This window comes from Arthrobacter sp. Y3225209 (assembly GCF_059090685.1).
The window spans coordinates 55906-76049 of the sequence record NZ_JBNHFW010000008.1 but is presented as its reverse complement, the minus strand read 5'-3'; the positions used below and the strand labels follow the sequence as shown (position 1 = coordinate 76049).

The window sequence follows — 20144 nt, the reverse complement described above, 5'->3', positions numbered from 1 at the left end:
GATGAGCCAGCACCGACGGCCAGGAATGGAGCAGGATGAACACCAGATATCCGGACCGCAGGCAGTTCCTGCGGGGAGCGCTGGCCGCTGCCGTCACGGCAGCCGGCGTAGGTGCAGTGGCCGGTTGCGGCAGCCCGGGCGCGGGCAGCGGCAGCCGGACACCGGTGACCGTCTGGGATCCCTTCCAGGGATCCGACGGCGCCAACATGCGCGGCATCATCGCGGACATCCAGGAACGGACCGAGCTCAGCGTTGAGCCCACCACGCTTTCCTGGGGCTCGCCGTATTACACCAAGCTCGCCATGAGCTCGGCCTCCCAGCAGCCGCCGGACGCCGCCATCATGCACCTGTCACGGATGCCCGGCTACGCGCCCGGCGGCCTCCTGGAACCGTGGGACACGGACCTGCTGGCAGAGCTGGGTGTCAGCGAGAAGGACTTCGCGCCGGCAGTGTGGGAATCCTGCCAGTACGAGGGCAAGCTGTACTCGCTGCCGCTGGACACCCACCCCTTCATCTCCTTCTTCAACCAGGACCTGGCCGAGCGTGCCGGGGTACTGGCCAGCGACGGGACCATGGACATTTCCTCCCCGGAGCAGCTGCAGGAAGTAGGGGCCAAACTCGCAGAAGCCACCGGCGGATACGGGATCAGCTTTGGCTACCTCATGGACACCGCGCAGGCCTGGCGGCTGTTCTGGGGCCTGTACCGGCAGACCGGCGGCGAGTGGAGCCTCGAGCCGGGCGGGAAAGCCGGCCTGGACGAGGACAAAGCCGCACAGGTGATCGGATCCGTGGCGTCCTGGATGGACGGCAAGGCCCTGACGGACAACCTGGACTATGAGGGCGGCCTGGCGGCCTTCAACGGCGGACGGGTCGGGATGATCCTTTCGGGCGTCTGGGAAGTCGCCGGCCTCAGCGCTGCCGTCCCCAACCTCGGTGCCATGCCGATGCCCACCATGTTCGGGACCCCCGCCGCGTACGCCGATTCACACAGCTACGTGCTGCCCCGGCAGCGGTCCATGACGGCGGAACACCGCCGCTCGGTCTACGAATTCGTCACCTCGGTCATCCGGGACGGCGGACCGCAGTGGGGCACGGCTGGGCACATCCCCGCCTACCTCCCCGCCCAGGACACCGCCGAATACCGGGACCTGCGGCCGCAGTCCGACTACGCTGCCGCCGGTGCCAATGTGGTGTTTGACCCGCCCGCATGGTTCGCGGGGGCAGGCACCGACTTCCAGAACCAGATGTCCCAGGCCCTTGCCGATGCCTTCCGCGGACTGAAGAAACCAATGGACGCCGTCGGCGGCATGCTCTCCGCCATGGACCGTTTCCTCGCCGCCCCGAACCCGACTGCGTGAGGAACCAGCCATGACCACCACCACCAACAGTCCCGCCAGCACGCCCCGTCCGCCCGCCGCAGCCGGAACAAGCCTTGCGCCCCGGCGGCGCCCCGGTAAGCAGCCGGCCCCGTCCCGCACCGGATACTGGTTCCTGGCCCCGTATCTGTTCTTCTTCGCAGTCTTCCTCGTGTGGCCGATTATCTACGGCCTCTGGATGAGCCTTACCAACCGGTCCCTGGTCAACGACGAATCCTCGTTTGCCGGGTTCGCCAACTATTCGGAGGCCCTGACCGACCCGCAGATGTGGTCCAGCCTGGGCAACACCCTGTTCTTCACGGTCATTTCCTCGGTGCCGCTGATCCTGGTTTCCTTCGCCATGGCGTACCTCGTGTACACCGGGCTCAAGGGCCAGTGGCTGTGGCGGCTGACCTTCTTCGCGCCGTTCCTGCTGCCGGTCTCCGTGGTCACTGCCATCTGGGCCTTCCTCTTCACCAACGACTTCGGGCTCATCAACGGCCTGCTGGACCGTTTCGGCATCAGCCAGGTCGGCTGGCTCAGCGATGACCAGGTGGCCATGTGGTCCATAGCCCTGGTGACCCTGTGGTGGACGGTGGGCTTCAACTTCCTGCTCTACCTGTCCGCCCTGCAGAACATCCCGGACCACCTCTATGAGGCGGCCCAGCTGGACGGGGCCGGCACCTGGCGGCGGCTGTTCTCCATCACGCTGCCCATGATGAAAAGCACCACCGGGCTGATTGTGCTGCTGCAGGCACTGGCCTCGCTGAAGGTCTTTGACCAGATCTTCCTGCTGACCGCCGGAGGGCCCAACGGCGCCACCCGCTCCATCCTGCAGTACATCTACGACGCCGGCTTCACCGGATACCGGCTCGGCTACGCCTCCGCGACCTCCTACATATTCTTCGCGCTGATTGTTCTGGTCTCCCTGGTCCAGATGTGGTTCGCGAAGCGGAAGGACTCCTGACATGGCTACGTCCACAACACCGGCAACCGCCCCGGCCGGCTCCGGCCGGGAACCCGTGGGGTCCGACGTCGAGGCCCGGGCCCGCGCCCGGGCCCAGAAAAAGCGGGAAGCCGAACACCTGCGCACCCTGACCCTCGGCCCCGGCAGGAAAGGCCGGGTTGCGGCATACACCGTGGTGGCCGTCCTGGCTGCCCTCTGGGCACTGCCGATGGTCTGGGCCGTTCTCTCGTCCTTCAAATCCGAGGCCGATGTTTCGGCTGCGCCGCTGCAGTTCTGGCCCGAGGGCGGGTGGACGGCGGACGCTTACCGCAACGTGCTGGCCGCCGGAGACATCCCCCTGTGGATCTGGAACTCTGTCCTGGTCTCCACCCTGGTCACGGTGATTACCGTAATCATCTCCGCTTTGGCCGCCTATGCCTTTTCCCGGCAGAAATTCCGCGGCCGGCGCTGGCTGTTCGTGCTGACCATTGCCGCGCTGATGGTGCCGCCGCAGATCCTCATTGTTCCGCTGTTTGACCAGATGATTGCCCTGCGGCTTTCGGACACGCTCCTGGGCGTTGCCCTGCCGCAGGTGGTGATGCCGCTGATGGTGATTGTGATGAAGAACTTCTTCGACCAGATTCCGGTGGAACTGGAGGAAGCTGCCCGGCTGGACGGGGCGAGTGACTTCCGGGTGTTCTTCTCCGTGGTGCTGCCGCTCTCCCGGTCAATCCTCACGGCGGTCTCGATCTTTGTGTTCATCAGTGCCTGGAACAACTTCCTGTGGCCGTTCATCGTGACCAATTCCCCGGAGATCATGACGATCCCCGTGGGGCTGGGTACGGTGAAGAATGCCTATGGTGTGCAGTACGCATCCGAAATGGCGAGCGCCATGATCGGTGCGCTGCCGCTGCTGATCGTCTTTATGCTCTTCCAGCGGCACATCATCCGCGGATTCGCGACATCCGGCATGGGAGGCCAGTAAGTGTCCAGCACGTCCCCGGCAGCGCGGCAGGAAAATGCCGCACTGCCCATCGTCCACCGCCGCCATCAGCTGGCGGACGGCCGCGAATCGCTGTTCTTCACGGACCGCGGCGGCCGGCCGGTGGACGAGGTCTCCGATGCCCGTCCGCTCGATCCCCGTTCCGGCAACGGCGAGGTCCGCTTCGACCGGCTGACCGGGGAATGGGTGGCCGTGGCTGCCCACCGGCAGTCCCGCACCTATCTGCCGCCCGCGGACCAGTGCCCGCTCTGCCCGTCCACGGACACCCGGGCCTCCGAAATCCCGGCCGGGGACTTCGACGTCGTTGTGTTTGAAAACCGTTTTCCGTCCCTGGGCCCGGCCCTGGGCGAACTGCCGGCCGACGACGACGGCGCCCGGTTGTGGGGCGCCCCCGAGCCCGCGTTCGGGCGCTGCGAAGTGGTGGTGTTCACCCCCGAGCACAACGCCTCCTTCGGGCAGCTGCCGTATGAACGCGCCCGCACGGTGGTGGAGGCCTGGGCGCAGCGCACCGCGGAGCTCTCCGCACTGCCCGGCATCCGGCATGTGTTCCCGTTCGAGAACCGCGGCCAGGACATTGGCGTCACCCTGCACCACCCGCACGGACAGATCTATGCCTACCCGTACGCCGCCCCGTATGCGGCGCGGCTGGCCGAACGTTCCCGCCGGCACCTGGCAGACCACGGGCAGCCGCTCATGGGCGAGCTGCTCCGCGCCGAAACCGAGGCCGGGGACCGGATGGTGCTGCAGGGCGAGCATTTCTCCGCCTATGTCCCCTATGCCGCCCGCTGGCCGCTGGAAGTCCATCTGGTGCCGCACCGCCAGGTGCCGGACCTCGCTGCACTGTCCGGTGCCGAACGCGACGAGCTCGCCGGTATGTACCTGGACCTGCTGCAGCGCGTGGACGGACTGTATGACACTCCCACCCCCTACATTGCGGCGTGGCACCAGACTCCCGTCACCGCTGCGGACCGGGAGGCCGGGTGGCTGCACCTGCAGCTGACCAGCCCGCGCCGGGCCGCAGACAAACTGAAGTTCCTGGCCGGCTCCGAAGCCGCCATGGGCGCCTTTATCAATGACACCACCGCGGAACAGACCGCCGCGAAACTCCGGGAGGTCCGCGCATGAGCGCCGCCGTCAACGCCGAACCGCTGCAGGACCGCGCGGAAAGCCTGTCCCGGCGGTTTGCCGAGGTTTACGGCCAGGAGCCCGACGGCGTGTGGCGCGCACCGGGGCGGGTGAACCTGATCGGGGAGCACACGGATTACAACAACGGTTTTGTGCTGCCCTTCGCGATCGACCGCAGTGCCCTCGTCGCCGTGCGGCTGCGCCGGCCGGACCAGGATCCGGAGGACGAGGCCGACGTCGTCCGGCTCGCCTCCACCTATGGGCAGAAGGGCCGGGGGCTCTCGCACGCGCGGTTCCGGACCGGCGGCCTGGTGCCGGGAGCCGCGGAGGGCTGGGGCAGCTATCCGGCGGGAGTGGTCTATGCACTGCAGCAACGTGCCGGGGTTTCCGTACCCGGCTTTGACCTGCTGCTGGATTCCACCGTCCCGGTGGGTGCCGGGCTCTCTTCCTCCCACGCCGTGGAGGTAGCGGTGATCGTGGCGCTGAATGACCTGCTGGGCCTGGGCCTGGACCGGCCCGGGATGGCCCGCCTGACCCAGTATGCCGAGAACGAGTTTGTCGGCGCCCCCACCGGGATCATGGACCAGTCGGCCTCACTGATGGGACAGGACGGCGGTGCCCTGTTCCTGGACTGCCGCTCCCTGGACGCCGAAAACGTGCCGCTTCCGCTGGCTGACCACGGGCTGGAGGTGCTGGTGATGGACACCCGGGTGGCGCACAGCCATGCCGACGGCGGCTACAGCGCCCGCCGGTCCGCCTGCGAACGCGGCGCGGCAGCCCTCGGCGCGGACTCGCTGCGGGATGTGGCAGCCGATGCGGACCTCTCCGGACTGGATGCGGAGGTTCAGCGCCGGGTGCGCCACGTGCTGGGCGAGAACCAGCGGGTACTGGCCGTGGTCGAGGAACTGCGCCGCGGAAACGTGGACGGCATCGGCGGGCTGCTGGTTGCCTCCCACGCCTCACTGCGGGATGACTTCGAGGTTTCCTGCCCGGAGCTGGACCTGGCTGTGGACGCAGCGCTCGCGGCCGGTGCGTTGGGGGCACGGATGACCGGCGGCGGCTTCGGTGGCTCGGCCATAGCCCTGATCCGGGCTGAGGCCGAGGACGAGGTCCGGGCGGCCGTGCGTGCAGCCTTCGAGGACAAAGGCTGGAAGGAACCGGCACTGTTTACCGTCCTGCCCGCCGCCGGCGCCGGGCGGCTCTAAGCTGCCTCGGGGTTACCCGGGCCCGAAGGGAATGACGGCCCGGCCGTCCCGGGGAGCTGCGTCGCCCTCCTCGACCGGTGACTGCACAGCGTAGGAGATGGTTGCGCTGTCGCGTCCCCACTGCACGGAAAATGCCCCGGTGCCGAACGGATCGTAGCCGTCATCTGTCAGCACGGTGTCCCGGAGGACGTAAACGGGTCCGTGCTGCTGTTCATATACGACATGCGTCCCGAGCAGCAAGAAACTCCGGTTGTTGATTAGCAGTGTATGTTCCCCCGCCGGGGCCGACACTTTTTCATAGCCTGGCCCTGAACTCAGGAGGGCAATGAATCCGTACCCGGCCAGCAGTGCCAACGCGAGGCAACTGGCGGCTGTGCCGAGGATACCGGCGGACCATCGCCACACCCCGTGGCGGACCAGGCCGCTGAACCAGGGAACCATCGCGACCGACGATCCGAGCAGGAACCCCCAGGCTCCGGCCAGGGCAACCAGCCGCAGCTGGCCCGACCCGATTCCTCCGCCCAGATAGACCAAGGTCCCGGCGTCACGGAAGCGGCCAAGCAGGTAAGCCAGGGCCACCAGCCCGGCCGCTTGGACCAGCCGGCTGATACCTGCGATCAGCGCCGGCGGGACGGTGATCATCTTGGTGAGTCCGTCCCGCGGTTCACCTCGGCGTCAACGGCACGCATGCCCTGTTCCAGCGCGCGGAGGTCTTCCAGGGCGAGCTTGGCCAGAATGTCGAAGTTCAGCTCCGGACGTCCCGAGACGAGCCTGCGGACCACGCTGCGGCCCAGCTCCGTGGCCTTCACCCGGCGCACCCGTGCGTCCCTGGGATCCTCCGAACGCACCGCTACGCCCTGCGCGACGAGGCGGTCGATCAGCCCGGACATGGAGGCCATCGAGACGCCAAAGGACTCCGATAATCCCCGCCCGGTGGCCCCTTCCTCGGACGTGACCAGGATGGTGAGCACCTTCAGCTGGCGCACCGTCAGGTCCGTGGAAAGCAGCGGGTCAAGAAAGGTGGGTACGGATGAGGACTGCAGTGAATCGGCGAGGTCTTCGAGGTCGCGCAGGATTCGCTCGCGTTCCTGCTGCTCGTTGCCTGTGCCGCCGCTTCCGTCGCTCATGAGTTCACCGTAGCCGCAGCACCGGAGTCAGCAAACACTCAGCCAATTTAGTTAGGGTGAGGCTAACCGTTTAGGCGGTGAACGTAATACCGGCGTTCCCGGTTGGCGTAGGGGGAGCAAGCTGCATTCCCGCGCGCCCCGGCGTCGTTCGTCTTCCTTGCTCCGCTGTGCCTCCCGGGCGCGCAAGCGACGTAAGGAAACAAATGAGCTATCAAACGCCCGCAAATGAACGGGACCTGTCGGACGGCCTGGACGTTGAGGCCCTCCGGGCCAAATACAAGGCAGAACGGGACCGGCGCATCCGCCCGGACGCAGCCTCCCAGTACCAGCCGGCCAAGGGGAAATTCGGCTACTACGCCACGGACCCCTACACTCCCCGCACGGAGCGGGAACCGCTGAGCGACTCGGTGGAGGTACTGGTGATCGGCGGCGGCTTCGGCGGGCTTATGACCGGAGCGCGCCTGCGGCAGGCCGGCGTCGAAAACATCCGGATGATGGACGAGGCCGGAGACTTCGGCGGGACCTGGTACTGGAACCGCTACCCCGGCATCCGCTGCGACATTGAGTCCTACGTCTACATGCCGCTGCTTGAGGAAGTCGGCTACATCCCCAGCGAACGCTACGCTCCGGGGGAAGAGATCCGCCGGCATGCCGTGGCCATTGCGGAGCGCTTCGACCTGTACCGCGACACCGTCTTCCACACCCGGGTGACGGGGCTGGTATGGGACGAGGCGGCACTGGAATGGATTGTTTCCACCGACCGCGGCGATTCCATGCGGGCCCGTTTTGTGATCACGTCCTCCGGAACGCTCACGCAGCCAAAGCTCCCGGGCATCCCGGGCATCGACTCCTTCAAAGGCCACACCTTCCACACCAGCCGCTGGGACTACGGCTACACCGGCGGAGACCAGTTCGGCAACCTCACCGGGCTGGCGGACAAAAAAGTGGCGGTGGTCGGCACCGGTGCCACGGGCATCCAGGTGGTCCCCATGGTGGCGCGCGACGCCGAGCAGCTGGTGGTCTTCCAGCGCACACCGTCCTCGGTGGACATCCGGAACAACCGGCCCACCGATCCCGCCTGGGCGGCTTCCCTGCAGCCGGGCTGGCAAAAGGAACGGATGGAGAACTTCTTGGCCGTGGTGTCCGGGGAGCCGGTGGAGGAGGACCTGACCCGGGACGGCTGGACCTCGGTTCCGCAGCTGCACCGCAAAATGATCAGCGGCGCCGTCGACACGTCCGTTTCCGCGGAAGAACGCGAACGGCTCGACGAGCTTGTTGATTTCCGGAAAATGAACGCCATCCGCGCCCGTGTGGATGAGGAAGTCTCCGATCCGGAGACGGCCGAAAAGCTCAAGCCCTGGTACCGCTACATGTGCAAGCGCCCGGCCTTCAGCGACTACTACCTGGAGACCTTCAACCGTCCCAACGTGACCCTGGTGGACACCGCGGACTTCGGCGGGATCAGCCGCATCAAGGAGAACGCGGTCGTGGTGGGCGAGGAGGAATACGAGGTGGACTGCATCATCTTCGCCACCGGCTTTGAGGTGGGCGTCTCAGGTGTCACTTCCGGCGCCATGCCGGTGACCGGACGCGGCGGGCAGACCCTGCTGGAAGCCTGGGGGCGCGGACCGCGGACCCTGCACGGCTTCTACACGCACGGCTTCCCGAACCTGTTCCACCTCGGATCGCTGCAGAACGCCAACTCGGTGAACTTCGTGCACATCCTGATGGAACAGGCGAACCATATTGCCGCCGTCATCGGCAAGGCACGCGAGGTGGGTGCCCAGTACATCGAACCGACGGCCGAAGCCGAAGCGGCCTGGGGGGAAACCATCCAGCGCACTGCGGCGGACAACCGGAAGTTCGCCGCGGAGTGCACACCGGGCTACTACAACCGCGAGGGTAACCCGCCGCCCGTCAGCTTCTCCTTCAGCCCGGGGCCGGTAGTGTTCCACCGGATGCTGGAGCAGTGGCGCGGGGAGTTCATCGAGGATGTGCTCGTGACTGAGGTTTAGCGCCTCTTTGTCCTGGTCCGTGTGCGGGGCCTGGCAGCCTTGGCCCCGCCTGCTCGGCCCCGCCTGCGGGGCCTGGCTCCGGCGGCAACGAAATTCCAGAGCTCGCAGAGCTCGCTTGGAATATTAAAGCCGCCTCCGCCAGGCCCCTACGGCGGTACGTCACCGGGGCAGGCAACAAAACAGGCCCCGCCAGCGCGTCCTAGGTTGCCGCCTTTAGTTGGGTGGAGGTTAGCCGCCGTTTGATTGGCGGATGCCGGTGGAGAGGGCGTCGAATTCATAGATGAAACCGCCGTCCGGGCCGCTGGCCGTCAGGTAGGCCTCGGTGGTGCCGGGTTTGATGGCGATATTGGTGGCCGAGGTGAGGCCGTCGGCGTCGTCGGTGGGGACGGTGACCGTGGAGAGCAGTTCGCCCTCGGGGCTGTAGACAAAGATGCGGGGCTGTCCGTGGACGGCCTGGTACACGTTGCCGTCGGCGTCCACGGCGTTGGAATCCGTCTGGCTCGTGCCGCCGTCGAAGTGCATGCCGGGGTGGGACGTGGCGACCTCGGTTTTGTCCTCATTCAGCACCAGGTAGTCGATCCGGTTGTCCATGTACTGGCTGACCCACAGCGCCTTGAAATCCTCGCTGAAGGAGATGCCGTTCGGAGCGGCAAGGTTCTCCGCCAGGACGGTGGCCTCCGCGGTGTCCTTGTCGATCCGCACCACGCGGCCCTGTGCTTCCCACGCCGGATCGGCGTAGCCGGTGGAGTCGCTGACGAAGAGGTTGCCCTCCTCGTCGAACGCGAGGTCGTCCGGGCGCATGGGGGCGCCGTCGACGTCGCCGGTGAAGAAGGTCTTGTGGTCCTTGCCGTCGGCGGTGATGCTGTCGATCTTTCCGCCGGCAAAGTCCGTTAGGTAGATCCGGCCGTCCTTCGGGCTGAACTGCGCCGAGGTGTAGGCGCCGTTGCCCTCGGTGTAGACCGGGGAAACGGACTCCTCCTCCACATCCACCCGCATCACCTTCGCGTCGCCGGCCGGAGCGGTGACATCGACAACGAACAGGCCGCCGTCGGGCCCGAAGGTCGGGCCTTCGATGAGGGTCATGCCGGTTTCGGGATGGACGGAGCTGACCTGGACCACGCGCTCGGCGGTGCGCTCCTCTACCCCGTGCATGCCGATGCCCGACGCCGGCTGATCATGATCGTTGCCGGCGGCGCATCCGGTGAGTGCAAGGGGCAGGGTGAGGGCGGCCAGGCCGGCCGGCTTCCTCCATGAGATGGGCTGGAGATGGTGGGACATACTGCGGCTCCGACGTGGTGGGGGACTGCGGACTCGATTACTTAAGACCAGCCTAAGTTATTTAGTCCGTGCCCTGCCGCCCGGAACGGAGCCCTTAAACGGAGCCTTAAACACCGGAAGCGGCCCCGTGACGGGACCGCTTCCGGTGTGTCTGTGCGGAAGGTAAGGGATTCGAACCCTTGGTACGGGGTTACCGCACACTGGTTTTCAAGACCAGCTCCATCGGCCGCTCGGACAACCTTCCTCACTATGTAGTCTGGCAGAAGGGATGAAATCACCAAAATTCCCCAAAGCAGGAAGGACAGCATGAAAGCCATCGTTATTGGAACACCCGGCGGCCCCGAGGCCCTGGAAGTGCAGGATGTCCCGGCGCCCGAAGCCGGGCCCGGGGAAGTGCTGATTGATGTCATTGCCGCCGGCATCAACCGTGCAGACGTGCTGCAGCGCCAGGGGCACTACCCGGTCCCGGCGGGAACCTCCGAATATCCCGGCCTGGAAGTCTCCGGCCGGATCGCCGCACTGGGGGAGGGCGTGGAGGGACTGGCCGTGGGCACCGAGGTAGCCGCCCTGCTGACCGGCGGCGGCTACGCCGAACAGGTGGCCGTACCCGCCGTCCAGGTCCTGCCCCTGCCGGACGGCATCGACGCGGTCACCGCAGCCTCGCTGCCGGAAACCGCCGCAACCGTCTTCTCCAACCTCTTTATGGCCGCCGCCGTACAGGAAGGGGACTACGTCCTCATCCACGGTGCCTCCGGCGGGATCGGCACCATGGCCATCCAGATGGTTGCCGCGTTCGGCGCCGTCCCGATCGTCACCGCAGGATCCGCTGAAAAGCTGGAGCTGGCCGAGTCGCTGGGCGCGAAGGTGCTGATCAACTACAAGGAACAGGACTTTGTTGAAGCGGTCCGGGAAGCGACGGACGGCCACGGAGCCGACGTCATCCTGGACGTGGTGGGCGCCAAATACCTGCAGCGGAACCTGGACGCGCTCGCCGTCGCCGGACGCCTGGTCATTATCGGCCTGCAGGGCGGGGCAAAGGCCGAGCTGAACCTGAACCAGCTGATGGCCAAGCGGGCCGCCGTCATCGGCACCACCCTGCGCGGACGCCCCGTGGAGGAAAAGGGCGCCATCATGTCTGCCGTGGGCCAGTACGTCTGGCCGCTGCTCGCCTCCGGCGCCATCCGCCCGCTGGTGGACCGCACCTTCCCGCTGGCTGAGGCAGCCGCTGCCCACGAGTACTTCGACTCCGGACAACACACCGGCAAGATCCTGCTGACCGTCTAGCGGAAGGACAACGACGGCGGCCGCCCACCCGGTGCGGCCGCCGTCGCGCTTTAACGTGATGTAACACACCCCCGTGGTAGTAATCTCTAGGTGCAGGGCCACTCCCTGCCTATCGGTATGACTGTCAACGCAGACAACGCCACCGCACACAAAGGGATTCATCATGAGCGAGAAACATCGGCGCCGGGCCGAAACCCCGGACACGCCAGGCCCCACCGGCCGGCCGGACGGCGACGTCCTGGAACAGGACCCGGCACTGCCGCCGGTGGCCGTGGATCCGGAAGTCCTCGACGCCGAGGACCGCCGCTGGACCCCGGCAAAAATTGCCATCTGGGCGGGCATCGCCCTGCTGGGCGGCCTGAGCTGGACCATGCTCGCCGTAGTCCGCGGCGAAACCGTGAACGCCATCTGGTTTGTCTTCGCCGCGGTCTGTACCTACCTGATCGGCTACCGCTTCTACTCCAAGCTCATCGAAGCGAAGCTGCTCAAGCCCAATGACCGCCGCGCCACCCCCGCCGAATACAAGGCGGACGGCAAGGACTACGCCGCCACGGACCGCCGGGTTCTTTACGGCCACCACTTCGCCGCCATCGCCGGCGCCGGACCGCTGGTCGGGCCGGTCCTGGCCGCGCAGATGGGCTACCTGCCCGGCACCATCTGGATCATCGTCGGCGTGGTGCTGGCAGGCGCGGTGCAGGACTACCTGGTGATGTTCTTCTCCATGCGGCGCGGCGGGCGTTCCCTGGGCCAGATGGCACGGGACGAACTCGGACTCATCGGCGGCACCGCCGCCCTGATCGCCACCCTGGTCATCATGATCATCATCGTGGCCATCCTTGCCCTGGTGGTGGTGAACGCCCTCGCCGAAAGCCCGTGGGGCGTCTTCTCCGTCAGCATGACCATCCCCATCGCCCTGTTCATGGGCGTGTACCTGCGCTACCTGCGTCCGGGCAAGGTCACCGAGGTCTCCATTATCGGCTTCGTCCTGCTGCTGGCCGCCATTATTGCCGGCGGCTGGGTTGCCGATACTCCGCTGGGCGACGCCCTGACCCTGGAACCGACCACCATTGCCTGGGGCATCATCATCTACGGCTTCATCGCCGCCGTCCTGCCGGTCTGGCTGCTGCTGGCCCCGCGCGACTACCTCTCCACCTTTATGAAGGTGGGCACCATCGTGATGCTGGCCGTGGCCATCATCATCGTCCGCCCGGAGATCAACGTTCCGGCGGTCAGCGAGTTCGCCAGCCGGGACGACGGGCCGGTGGTCGCCGGACCGCTCTTCCCGTTCCTCTTCGTCACCATCGCGTGCGGTGCGCTCTCCGGCTTCCACGCGCTCATCTCCTCCGGCACCACTCCGAAGATGCTGCAGAAGGAACGCCAGACCCGCTTTATCGGCTACGGCGGCATGCTGATGGAGTCCTTCGTGGCCATCATGGCGCTGGTGGCGGCCATCTCCATTGACCGCGGCATCTACTTCGCCATGAACTCGTCCGCCGGCGCCACCGGCGGCACGGTGGAAGGCGCCGTCGCCTTCGTAAACAGCCTGGGCCTGGCCGGAGTGAACCTCACCCCGGACATGCTCTCCTCCCTGGCATCCGACGTGGGCGAGGAATCCATTGTGTCGCGCACCGGCGGCGCGCCCACCCTCGCCGTCGGCCTCGCCACAATCATGCAGAGCCTGATCGGCGGACCCGGCATGATGGCCTTCTGGTACCACTTCGCCATCATGTTCGAGGCCCTGTTCATCCTCACCGCAGTGGACGCCGGCACCCGGGTGGCCCGTTTTATGCTGCAGGACACCATCGGCAACGTGGCCCCGAAGTTCAAGGACATGGCCTGGCGTCCCGGAGCCTGGATATGTACGGCCATCATGGTCGCCGGATGGGGATCGATCCTGATCATGGGGGTCACGGACCCGCTGGGCGGCATCAATACGCTGTTCCCGCTCTTCGGCATCGCCAACCAGCTCCTGGCCGCCATTGCACTGGCCATCTGCATGGCCATCATCGCCAAGAACAATGCGTTCAAGTGGCTGTGGATCGTGGCATTGCCGCTGGCGTTCGCTGCGGTGGTGACCATCACGGCGTCGTTCTACAAGATCTTCTCGCCGGTGCCGAGCGTTGGCTACTGGGCCAACCACGAGGCGTTCCAGCAGGCGCTGGCCGACGGCAAGACCAGCTTCGGTACGGCCAAGACGGTGGAGGCCATGGAGGCAGTGGTGCGCAATACGCTCATCCAGACCACGCTTTCGGTGGTGTTTGTGACCCTGGCGATCATTGTCATCATCACGGCCATCATCGCCACCATCCGGTCCTTCCGCTCCGGCGGCGCCCCGAGCGCCGAGGACCCGGCAGTTCCGTCCCGCACCTTCGCACCGGCAGGTTTCCTGGCCACGCCGGCGGAGAAGGAGATCATGGCTCAGTGGGATGCGCTGCCGGAGGAGAGCCGGCCCGGGAAACGGGCGGCACACTCATGAGTGCCGCAGTCGCCGTCCGGCAGGGCCTGGCCGGATTTGTGCGCTTCTTCCGGGACGTGATGGGGGAGGACGCCTACCGCAAGTACGCGGACTTCCACGCTGCCTCCGGCTGCTCGTCGCCGTTGATGAGCGAGCGGGAGTTCTGGCGGGACAAGATGGACCGGCAGGACGCCAACCCCGAGGGGCGCTGCTGCTGACGGCCGCATAGCCGGCCCATTCCGACGGCGGTGCCGCGGCTTTTTCAGAAGCTGCGGCACCGCCGTCGTCCGTCCGCGTCCCTTTGTTGCGTCCCCTTGAGTGCACGCACGGATGCTGGTTGGGTGGAGGAATGCGAAAAGACGATGATCTGCAGGCACTGCCGGAGCACCTCCGCGAGGACATCAGCGCAGCCTCGGCCCCCGAGGTGCAGGACGACGACGAGCACCTGGAACAGGACATCAACCTGCCGGCCGGGGAGAAGGTCTCCGGCCCCGAGTTCGACAGCCGGCATTACACCGCCGGCCAGCTGAACGCCGGCGCCCAGGTGGCGGGGCTGAGCCCGGACGGCGAATACGCAAAAAGCCGCGAAGAAGAGCTGGAAAGCTGACCGCCCCGGCGGCAACGGCCACCAACCGTGAGAGCATTAAGCCCATGACTGAACAGAACGGATCCTCCGACCGGCCGCAGGCCGCGGACGCTCCTGTCGGGCAGAAGTCACATGAGACTCCGGACGGCGGCGGAACGGCGGGTGGCGCTGCAGCCGATTCCGGCGCGGCGGCGGACGGGAACCGCGCTGCGGACACGGCACACGCGGACACGGCACAGGCGGACGGGCAGGACGGGCACCCCAAACACAAAAACGGCCCGGCCAAGCTGAACGAGCTGGTGGATGAACCCGCGAAGGTCATGCGGATCGGCACCATGATCAAGCAGCTGCTCGAGGAAGTGCGCAACGCGCCCCTGGACGATGCCGCCCGCAACCGGCTGGCGGAAATCCATGCCCGCTCGGTGAGCGAGCTCGAAGACGGGCTGGCACCGGAGCTGGTGAACGAGCTGCACCGCATCAACCTGCCGTTCCTGGATGATGCCACCCCCACCGACGCCGAATTGCGGATTGCCCAGGCCCAGCTGGTCGGCTGGCTGGAGGGGCTGTTCCGCGGCATCCAGACGGCCATCGCCGCCCAGCAGACCGCCAACCAGCTAAACGCCGGCCGCCTGCAGCTGCGCCAGCTGCCGCCCGGGACCATGCTGGCCCCGGGAGTTGTTATCGGAGATGACGGGGAACCGCACCGCGCGCAGGGACCCCAGGGAACGGGCAGCCCGCGGCAGGAACCCCACGCGGGCCCCGGTCAGTACCTGTAGTAGGACGTAGATGGCACTTTTTGCAGCCGCCCGGCAGGGGCGGAAGGACGATGTTGAACTCGGCAAGGGCGTGTGGCGCCGTGCCCATGACCGGTTTACCCGCGGGCTGGACCGCTATTACCAGATGCTCGAAGGCGTGGAGGATGACGCCGTTTACAACGGGCTGGTGACGGTGGCCAATGACCTGGCGGCCCTGCTGCCGCGCGTGCGTGAGGTGTGCGCCCGCGCCCAGCGGCAGCTGCCCAGCACCGGGCAGAACATTCCCGGTGCCCTGACGGCCGTGCACCGGGCACTCTCGCGCAGCGGCAACTCGCTGGCCGCCGCGGCGGAAGCCGCAGCCATGTCCCGGCTGGAAGGGGAGCGCTGGGGGATTGCCTCGGCCGGGCTGGAGAACGTGCGCCGCCGGGCTGCCCTGGTGGAGGAGGACGTAGCCGAGGCCGAACGTGCGCTGAAGGCTGCCGGACTGCAGTAGAAGATCCCGGAAATAACCGCCGGAAACGGGAATACGTTAAGCCGGCTTTTCGCGGTGAGCATATCCGCTTTGTATCCCGGGGAGCGCGGGATAAGGATGTGGGAATGACTACATCACCGGTTCTGACTTTCAATGACGGCAATACCATCCCCCAGCTTGGCTACGGCGTCTGGCAGGTTGAGGACGAGGTTGCCGAAAAGGTAGTGGGACAGGCCTTCGAGGTTGGCTACCGCCACATCGACACGGCCAAGATCTACGGCAACGAGGCCGGCGTCGGCCGCGCCATTGCCGCCACCTCGGTTCCCCGCGAGGACATGTTCATCACCACCAAGGTGTGGAACGCAGACCAGGGCTACGAAGAGACCCTGAAGGCCTTCGACGCTTCCATGGAGCGCCTGGGCCTGGAAACTCTGGACCTGTACCTGATCCACTGGCTGCAGCCGAAGCAGAACAAGTACGTGGACACCTGGAAGGCCCTGGTGGAACTGCAGAAGCAGGGCCGGGTCAAGTCCATCGGCGTCTGCAACTTCACCAAGGAAGCCCTGCAGGAAATCATCGACGCCACCGGCGTGGTCCCGGTCCTGAACCAGGTGGAAACCCACCCGTACCTGAACCAGGCGGACCTGCGCGCCTTCGAGGCCGAGCACAACATCCTGCACGAGTCCTGGTCCCCGCTGGGTTCCGGCAAGGGCCTGCTCGAGGATCCCAAGCTGGTGGAGATCGCCGCGAAGTACGACGGCGCCACCCCGGCCCAGGTGGTCATCGCCTGGCACCTGGCCCTGGGCAGCATCGTGATCCCCAAGTCCGTGACCGAATCCCGGATCCGGGAAAACTGGGAAGCGCTGAACCTCACGCTCAGCGATGAGGACATTGAGGCCATCAACGCGCTGGATAACGGCACCCGCTACGGTGCGGATCCGGCCACGGCCGACTTCGCCTAATAGCTGCGAAACACTAAAGGCGCACACCCCGCGGGGTGTGCGCCTTTTTCGTGTGGTGGGTCCGGCTGGCCTGGCTGCGCCGCGACCGGGCTGTGTCGCGACCGGGCTGTGTCGCGACCGGGTTAGGCTGCGACCGGCTCCAGCGGAGCGCGGACCGGCCAGTCCTGGCCCTCCAGGATCACCTGGGCGCAGCTGCCGGTGTGGACGTTGAGCACGATCGGTGCCAGCAGGTTCACGGTGGTGCCGTCCAGTGCCGGGTTGGCGACCACCAGCACCGCGGCGTCCTCGGAGGTGTTCAGGTCCAGCTGGCGGCGCTGGTCGTCGGTGATTTCCGGGTGGTAGTCCGGCAGGTAGACGGAAGCATCCAGCACATAGAGCCGGTGGCTGCCGCCGGATGCCGAAGCGGCGGTGAGCGCGAACAGCCCCGCGGCGCCGTCGATCTCTTCCAGCTCGAAATGCACTTCCGGCGCCAGTCCGGGAGGCGGGGTCAGGAACGTCAGGCCCGTGCTCATCGCAGGAAGTCCATCAGGGTCGGCTGCAGCGCCCGTGCGGTGACGGCCAGGGCCGACTGGTAGGCGACTTCCTGCAGTTTCATATCCAGGATGACCTTGGCGGTATCCAGATCCTCGATGCCGGAGCGGCGGGTTTCCAGGCTGATGGACTGGTCCGCCAGCGTGTCCTTGGCCTTGAGCGTGGCTGCGTGCCGCACACCCAGGGCCGAGTGTTCCCGCAGCACAGTGTTGGCTGCCGCGTCGATCTTGGTGAGATACCCGGTGGAATCCTTGTTCGCCTTCAGATCCGAGACCAGGTCATCCACGAGCCGGAAGACGGAATTCTCGCCCTTGCCAAAGACTGCTTCACCATCGGTATCAACGCGCATGAGCGTACTGCTGTCCAATCGGCGCGTAGTGGGGGTGCCGCTTCCGCTGTAGTCGTAGGTGCCTGCGGGATTTTCGGTGAAGGCCTTGCCGGTGTCCGAGGTGCCCGCGAAGACGGTACGGCCCAGGTAGGTGGTGTTGGCCTCGCGCAGCAGGTCCGTTTTCAGGCCCTCCAGCTCGGTGGCAATGGCCTGCCGGTCCGTGGGGGACATGGTGCCGGTGCTGGCGCTGAGCGCCAGGTCCTTGACCCGCCCGAGGATCTTGTTGGTGTTGGCTAGGGCGCCGTCGGTCACGCTGAGCCAGCCCTCGGCGTCGCTCACGTTGGCGGCGTGCTGGGTGTTGGCCCGGATTTCGGCCCGGACCTTCATCGCATTGGCGGTGCCGGTGGGATCGTCGGAGGGACGGGCAATGGCGGAGGAGGAGGTGACCTGCTCCTGCAGCTTGGCCATCCGGGACATGCTGGCCTGCAGGTTCTGCTGGGCCGTCCGGGCCATGGTCTGGTTGGTGGTGCGGCTGATCACGGGTTACCTTCCCACAATTCCGGTGCGGTTGATGAGGGTGTCAAGCATTTCGTCAATGGCGCTCATAACGCGCGAGGCGCCCTGATACGCGTGCTGGTACATCAGTAGGTTCACGTTTTCCTCGTCCAGATCCACCGAGGCGTTGGACAGCTGCAGGTCCACGGCCGAGGAGGAGGCCACCCCGGCCAGGGTGGCCTGCTGCAGCTCCGCCCGGCTCTGGGAGGCCGTGGCAGTGACAAAACCGCTCCACACCTTGTCCGCGGAACCGGCCTTGGACCCGAGCTGGGAGATCGCCTCGGCCAGGCTGCCGTCCAGGGCACCGGCATTCGGGTAGCCGGCGGCGATGCCGGAGGCATCCGTCGGGATCGCCTTCAGCGTGGTGGCTGCCGGATTGCCGACGGCGAAGAAGTTCAGGCCGGTGGTCCCGGCCGTGGTGGCGCCCTGGCGGTGCAGATCGTTGACGGAGGCAGCCAGCGTGGCGGCTACCTCGTTGTAGGACGCTGCAGCCTTCGCGAACACACCGCCGCTGTCGGCGGAAGCCAGCAGGGAAACGGCGCCGGCTATTTCGCCCTTGCTGATTCCTGCCGTGCCGGACCGGTCGGTCCAGCCCACGGCGGTTTCCCGGGCGTCCTCCATGGAGGTGCCGCCGGTGACCTGCAGGGTCCGGGCATTGGTGCCGGAGACCAGGGCGTTGCCGTCAATGAGCACATCCACCATGCCGTCCGCGGATTCCCGGACCGTGGCGCCGCTCAGGGCGGAGATGGTGGTGGCGAGGGCATTGCGCTGGTCCACCAGTTCGTTTGCGGAGGCGCCGGAGGCGAGCGTGGACCGGATGGTGCCGTTGAGGGCGGCCAGCTGCGCGGCGCTGGCGTTGAGCTCGCCCACCATGTCATTGAGCGAGCCGCGGGTGCTGTTCCACTGGTCCTTGACGGTGTTGTAGCCGTTGGCAATCTGTCCGGCGGCGGCGCCTGCCGCGTTCAGCAGCACGGCAGCGGCGGCATTGTCGCCGGGGCTGTTTTTGATGCCCTGCCACGCGGCGGAGAAGTTCTGCAGCGCTGCGGACAGGCCGTTTTCGCCTGGCTCGTTGAAGCTGTCCTCCAGATCGATCAGCGCATTGGCACGGACCGCGGAGTAGCCGGCAACGGCTGCGGTGCTGCGCACCCGGGTATCCAGCTGCAGGCTGCCGAGACGGGCAATGGAGTCCACGGACACGCCCTGGCCCACACCGGTGCCGGAGGCGAACCGGCCGGTCGGTGCCACGGAGGGCGCGGCGGAGGTGTTCAGTCGCTGGCGGGTGTAACCGGCCACGTTGGCGTTCGCCACGTTCTGGCCCACTACGTCCAGGCCCTTGCGGGCGGCCGAAAGGCCTGTGTAGGCCGTGTTAAGGCCGCTGAAGGTGCTCATTGCTTAGGAGTCCTTAACGTCAGATGTTCTGGTCAACCAGCCGTGCGGCTGACGTAGGAGCGGCCGAGGTGCCGGACGCCGTGTAGGTATTGGCTTCGGGATTCAGCCCGGCCAGGGTTTCCTGCGCCGAGCGCGCGGCGGTGCGCAGGAACTGCTCATTGATGTCCCGCAGTTCGCGGATCTTCACTGTCAGTTCCGTCATGGCCTGCAGATGGGCGCCGAAGATTTCGGTCCAAGGTCCGGGAGGCGCAGCGGCCACCAGCTCGCGCAGGGTCGCGTCTTCGGCGGTACCCCATTCGGCGGCGAGACCGGCTACGGCGACGGCGCGGCCCAGGTCGGCCGCGCGCAGGCGCTCAAGGACCTGCTCCACTTCGCGGGTGGCATGCGTCAGCCACTTGGTTTTCCCGGAGGTAAGCAGCAATTGTTCTTCTTCGAGCTTGAACACAAGAAGTTCCAATAACTCGCGTTCCTCCCAGAGAAGCGCCGAGAGTTTCTGGGTACCCATGCTTAGCTCACCTCCTAGGTTGTGCACTGAATATCAATAAGCAGAACTAAGACGTCTGCTTCCAGGCCCCAACCTGCGGCAAAAGTCTTCGGTTTGGCGGACATCTGGCTATTTGTCCGCCACAAAACACTATCGGCCGGTTCCCTCTCAATGTTAGTGGTATGTTTCAGCTAAAGCGCTTGAGCGTGGATACCGCAGGGGACTCAGCCACTGACCACGAAGCCGGCGCACAACTGGAGACAGTTGGGCAACTGGAAAAAAACAGTTG

The 20144-nt window shown here is 66.4% G+C and carries 20 protein-coding genes and 1 tRNA gene; 13 read left to right on the top strand and 8 right to left on the bottom strand.

Going from position 1 to position 20144, the window contains the following annotated elements; translation table 11 throughout:
* Positions 1-35 precede the first annotated feature (35 nt).
* The 5 genes from AC5RVB_RS06740 to galK are packed head-to-tail and all read left to right on the top strand — an operon-like array spanning position 36 to position 5634.
* Positions 36-1358: an extracellular solute-binding protein gene (locus AC5RVB_RS06740; RefSeq protein WP_494142275.1), complete on the top strand. Its 1323-nt coding sequence runs from the start codon at positions 36-38 to the stop codon at positions 1356-1358.
* A gap of 10 nt (positions 1359-1368) precedes the next feature.
* Positions 1369-2322: a carbohydrate ABC transporter permease gene (locus tag AC5RVB_RS06735; protein ID WP_227905066.1), complete on the top strand. Its 954-nt coding sequence runs from the start codon at positions 1369-1371 to the stop codon at positions 2320-2322.
* A gap of 1 nt (position 2323) precedes the next feature.
* A complete protein-coding gene (locus AC5RVB_RS06730; RefSeq protein WP_494142274.1) occupies positions 2324-3286 on the top strand; it encodes a carbohydrate ABC transporter permease in 963 nt (320 codons plus the stop codon).
* 48 nt (positions 3287-3334) lie between these two features.
* Positions 3335-4429 (top strand): galactose-1-phosphate uridylyltransferase, encoded by a 1095-nt coding sequence (galT, locus tag AC5RVB_RS06725; protein WP_494142293.1) that lies wholly within the window; start codon positions 3335-3337, stop codon positions 4427-4429.
* Complete coding sequence (gene galK, locus AC5RVB_RS06720; protein ID WP_494142273.1) at positions 4426-5634, top strand: galactokinase; 1209 nt, start codon at positions 4426-4428, stop codon at positions 5632-5634. Before galT ends, galK begins: the two co-directional genes overlap by 4 nt.
* A gap of 12 nt (positions 5635-5646) precedes the next feature.
* On the opposite strand, the gene AC5RVB_RS06715 is transcribed toward galK, so the two are convergent.
* A complete protein-coding gene (locus tag AC5RVB_RS06715; RefSeq protein ID WP_494142272.1) occupies positions 5647-6276 on the bottom strand; it encodes a hypothetical protein in 630 nt (209 codons plus the stop codon).
* Positions 6273-6761, bottom strand: coding sequence for a MarR family winged helix-turn-helix transcriptional regulator (locus AC5RVB_RS06710; RefSeq protein ID WP_494142271.1), 489 nt, complete (start codon positions 6759-6761; stop codon positions 6273-6275). Before AC5RVB_RS06710 ends, AC5RVB_RS06715 begins: the two co-directional genes overlap by 4 nt.
* Before the next feature lie 203 nt (positions 6762-6964).
* Here AC5RVB_RS06710 and AC5RVB_RS06705 point away from each other — a divergent pair, with 203 nt between their 5' ends.
* Positions 6965-8776, top strand: coding sequence for a flavin-containing monooxygenase (locus tag AC5RVB_RS06705; protein WP_494142270.1), 1812 nt, complete (start codon positions 6965-6967; stop codon positions 8774-8776).
* Between the two features lie 228 nt (positions 8777-9004).
* On the opposite strand, the gene AC5RVB_RS06700 is transcribed toward AC5RVB_RS06705, so the two are convergent.
* Together AC5RVB_RS06700 and AC5RVB_RS06695 are read right to left on the bottom strand one after the other, a co-directional pair.
* Entirely contained in the window at positions 9005-10054 is a 1050-nt protein-coding gene (locus AC5RVB_RS06700) for an SMP-30/gluconolactonase/LRE family protein (protein WP_494142269.1), read from the bottom strand.
* Between the two features lie 156 nt (positions 10055-10210).
* A tRNA-Ser gene (locus AC5RVB_RS06695) sits at positions 10211-10298 on the bottom strand.
* A 62-nt stretch (positions 10299-10360) separates the two neighbouring features.
* On the opposite strand from AC5RVB_RS06695, the gene AC5RVB_RS06690 reads away from it, so the two are divergent.
* The 7 genes from AC5RVB_RS06690 to AC5RVB_RS06660 all read left to right on the top strand — a co-directional run bounded on the left by AC5RVB_RS06690 (position 10361) and on the right by AC5RVB_RS06660 (position 16568).
* A complete protein-coding gene (locus AC5RVB_RS06690; protein WP_227905091.1) occupies positions 10361-11338 on the top strand; it encodes an NAD(P)H-quinone oxidoreductase in 978 nt (325 codons plus the stop codon).
* A 163-nt stretch (positions 11339-11501) separates the two neighbouring features.
* Positions 11502-13814, top strand: coding sequence for a carbon starvation CstA family protein (locus tag AC5RVB_RS06685; RefSeq protein ID WP_227905093.1), 2313 nt, complete (start codon positions 11502-11504; stop codon positions 13812-13814).
* A complete protein-coding gene (locus AC5RVB_RS06680) occupies positions 13811-14011 on the top strand; it encodes a YbdD/YjiX family protein (RefSeq protein WP_227905095.1) in 201 nt (66 codons plus the stop codon). Before AC5RVB_RS06685 ends, AC5RVB_RS06680 begins: the two co-directional genes overlap by 4 nt.
* Before the next feature lie 131 nt (positions 14012-14142).
* Entirely contained in the window at positions 14143-14400 is a 258-nt protein-coding gene (locus AC5RVB_RS06675; RefSeq protein ID WP_227929395.1) for a hypothetical protein, read from the top strand.
* A 44-nt stretch (positions 14401-14444) separates the two neighbouring features.
* Positions 14445-15155, top strand: a complete 711-nt coding sequence (locus AC5RVB_RS06670; protein WP_494142268.1) for a bacterial proteasome activator family protein — start codon at positions 14445-14447, stop codon at positions 15153-15155.
* 10 nt (positions 15156-15165) lie between these two features.
* The gene (locus tag AC5RVB_RS06665; RefSeq protein WP_227905100.1) at positions 15166-15627 is read left to right on the top strand and encodes a hypothetical protein; all 462 of its coding nucleotides are present in this window, start codon (positions 15166-15168) and stop codon (positions 15625-15627) included.
* A gap of 104 nt (positions 15628-15731) precedes the next feature.
* Positions 15732-16568 (top strand): aldo/keto reductase, encoded by an 837-nt coding sequence (locus AC5RVB_RS06660; RefSeq protein WP_227905102.1) that lies wholly within the window; start codon positions 15732-15734, stop codon positions 16566-16568.
* A gap of 122 nt (positions 16569-16690) precedes the next feature.
* Here AC5RVB_RS06660 and AC5RVB_RS06655 read toward each other — a convergent pair whose 3' ends face one another.
* From AC5RVB_RS06655 to AC5RVB_RS06640, 4 genes are read right to left on the bottom strand one after another with little or no spacing between them, the layout of a single operon-like run.
* On the bottom strand, positions 16691-17080 hold the full coding sequence (locus AC5RVB_RS06655) for a flagellar assembly protein FliW (protein WP_227905105.1): 390 nt from the start codon (positions 17078-17080) through the stop codon (positions 16691-16693).
* The gene (flgL, locus tag AC5RVB_RS06650) at positions 17077-17967 is read right to left on the bottom strand and encodes a flagellar hook-associated protein FlgL (RefSeq protein ID WP_227905107.1); all 891 of its coding nucleotides are present in this window, start codon (positions 17965-17967) and stop codon (positions 17077-17079) included. Before flgL ends, AC5RVB_RS06655 begins: the two co-directional genes overlap by 4 nt.
* Positions 17968-17970: 3 nt before the next feature.
* Entirely contained in the window at positions 17971-19371 is a 1401-nt protein-coding gene (flgK, locus tag AC5RVB_RS06645) for a flagellar hook-associated protein FlgK (protein WP_227905109.1), read from the bottom strand.
* Between the two features lie 19 nt (positions 19372-19390).
* Positions 19391-19876, bottom strand: a complete 486-nt coding sequence (locus AC5RVB_RS06640) for a flagellar protein FlgN (RefSeq protein ID WP_227905111.1) — start codon at positions 19874-19876, stop codon at positions 19391-19393.
* Positions 19877-20144 lie beyond the last annotated feature (268 nt).

Excerpts from the sequence above, each read along its gene's own strand:
- AC5RVB_RS06710 (WP_494142271.1), bottom strand. The coding sequence starts at position 6,761 with ATGAGCGACGGAAGCGGCGGCACAGGCAACGAGCAGCAGGAACGCGAG.
- AC5RVB_RS06700 (WP_494142269.1), bottom strand. The coding sequence starts at position 10,054 with ATGTCCCACCATCTCCAGCCCATCTCATGGAGGAAGCCGGCCGGCCTG.
- AC5RVB_RS06705 (WP_494142270.1), top strand. The coding sequence starts at position 6,965 with ATGAGCTATCAAACGCCCGCAAATGAACGGGACCTGTCGGACGGCCTG.
- AC5RVB_RS06655 (WP_227905105.1), bottom strand. The coding sequence starts at position 17,080 with ATGAGCACGGGCCTGACGTTCCTGACCCCGCCTCCCGGACTGGCGCCG.
- AC5RVB_RS06685 (WP_227905093.1), top strand. The coding sequence starts at position 11,502 with ATGAGCGAGAAACATCGGCGCCGGGCCGAAACCCCGGACACGCCAGGC.
- AC5RVB_RS06740 (WP_494142275.1), top strand. The coding sequence starts at position 36 with ATGAACACCAGATATCCGGACCGCAGGCAGTTCCTGCGGGGAGCGCTG.
- AC5RVB_RS06660 (WP_227905102.1), top strand. The coding sequence starts at position 15,732 with ATGACTACATCACCGGTTCTGACTTTCAATGACGGCAATACCATCCCC.
- AC5RVB_RS06665 (WP_227905100.1), top strand. The coding sequence starts at position 15,166 with ATGGCACTTTTTGCAGCCGCCCGGCAGGGGCGGAAGGACGATGTTGAA.
- AC5RVB_RS06680 (WP_227905095.1), top strand. The coding sequence starts at position 13,811 with ATGAGTGCCGCAGTCGCCGTCCGGCAGGGCCTGGCCGGATTTGTGCGC.
- galK (WP_494142273.1), top strand. The coding sequence starts at position 4,426 with ATGAGCGCCGCCGTCAACGCCGAACCGCTGCAGGACCGCGCGGAAAGC.
- AC5RVB_RS06640 (WP_227905111.1), bottom strand. The coding sequence starts at position 19,876 with ATGGGTACCCAGAAACTCTCGGCGCTTCTCTGGGAGGAACGCGAGTTA.
- AC5RVB_RS06675 (WP_227929395.1), top strand. The coding sequence starts at position 14,143 with ATGCGAAAAGACGATGATCTGCAGGCACTGCCGGAGCACCTCCGCGAG.
- AC5RVB_RS06735 (WP_227905066.1), top strand. The coding sequence starts at position 1,369 with ATGACCACCACCACCAACAGTCCCGCCAGCACGCCCCGTCCGCCCGCC.
- AC5RVB_RS06730 (WP_494142274.1), top strand. The coding sequence starts at position 2,324 with ATGGCTACGTCCACAACACCGGCAACCGCCCCGGCCGGCTCCGGCCGG.
- AC5RVB_RS06690 (WP_227905091.1), top strand. The coding sequence starts at position 10,361 with ATGAAAGCCATCGTTATTGGAACACCCGGCGGCCCCGAGGCCCTGGAA.
- AC5RVB_RS06670 (WP_494142268.1), top strand. The coding sequence starts at position 14,445 with ATGACTGAACAGAACGGATCCTCCGACCGGCCGCAGGCCGCGGACGCT.
- flgK (WP_227905109.1), bottom strand. The coding sequence starts at position 19,371 with ATGAGCACCTTCAGCGGCCTTAACACGGCCTACACAGGCCTTTCGGCC.
- AC5RVB_RS06715 (WP_494142272.1), bottom strand. The coding sequence starts at position 6,276 with ATGATCACCGTCCCGCCGGCGCTGATCGCAGGTATCAGCCGGCTGGTC.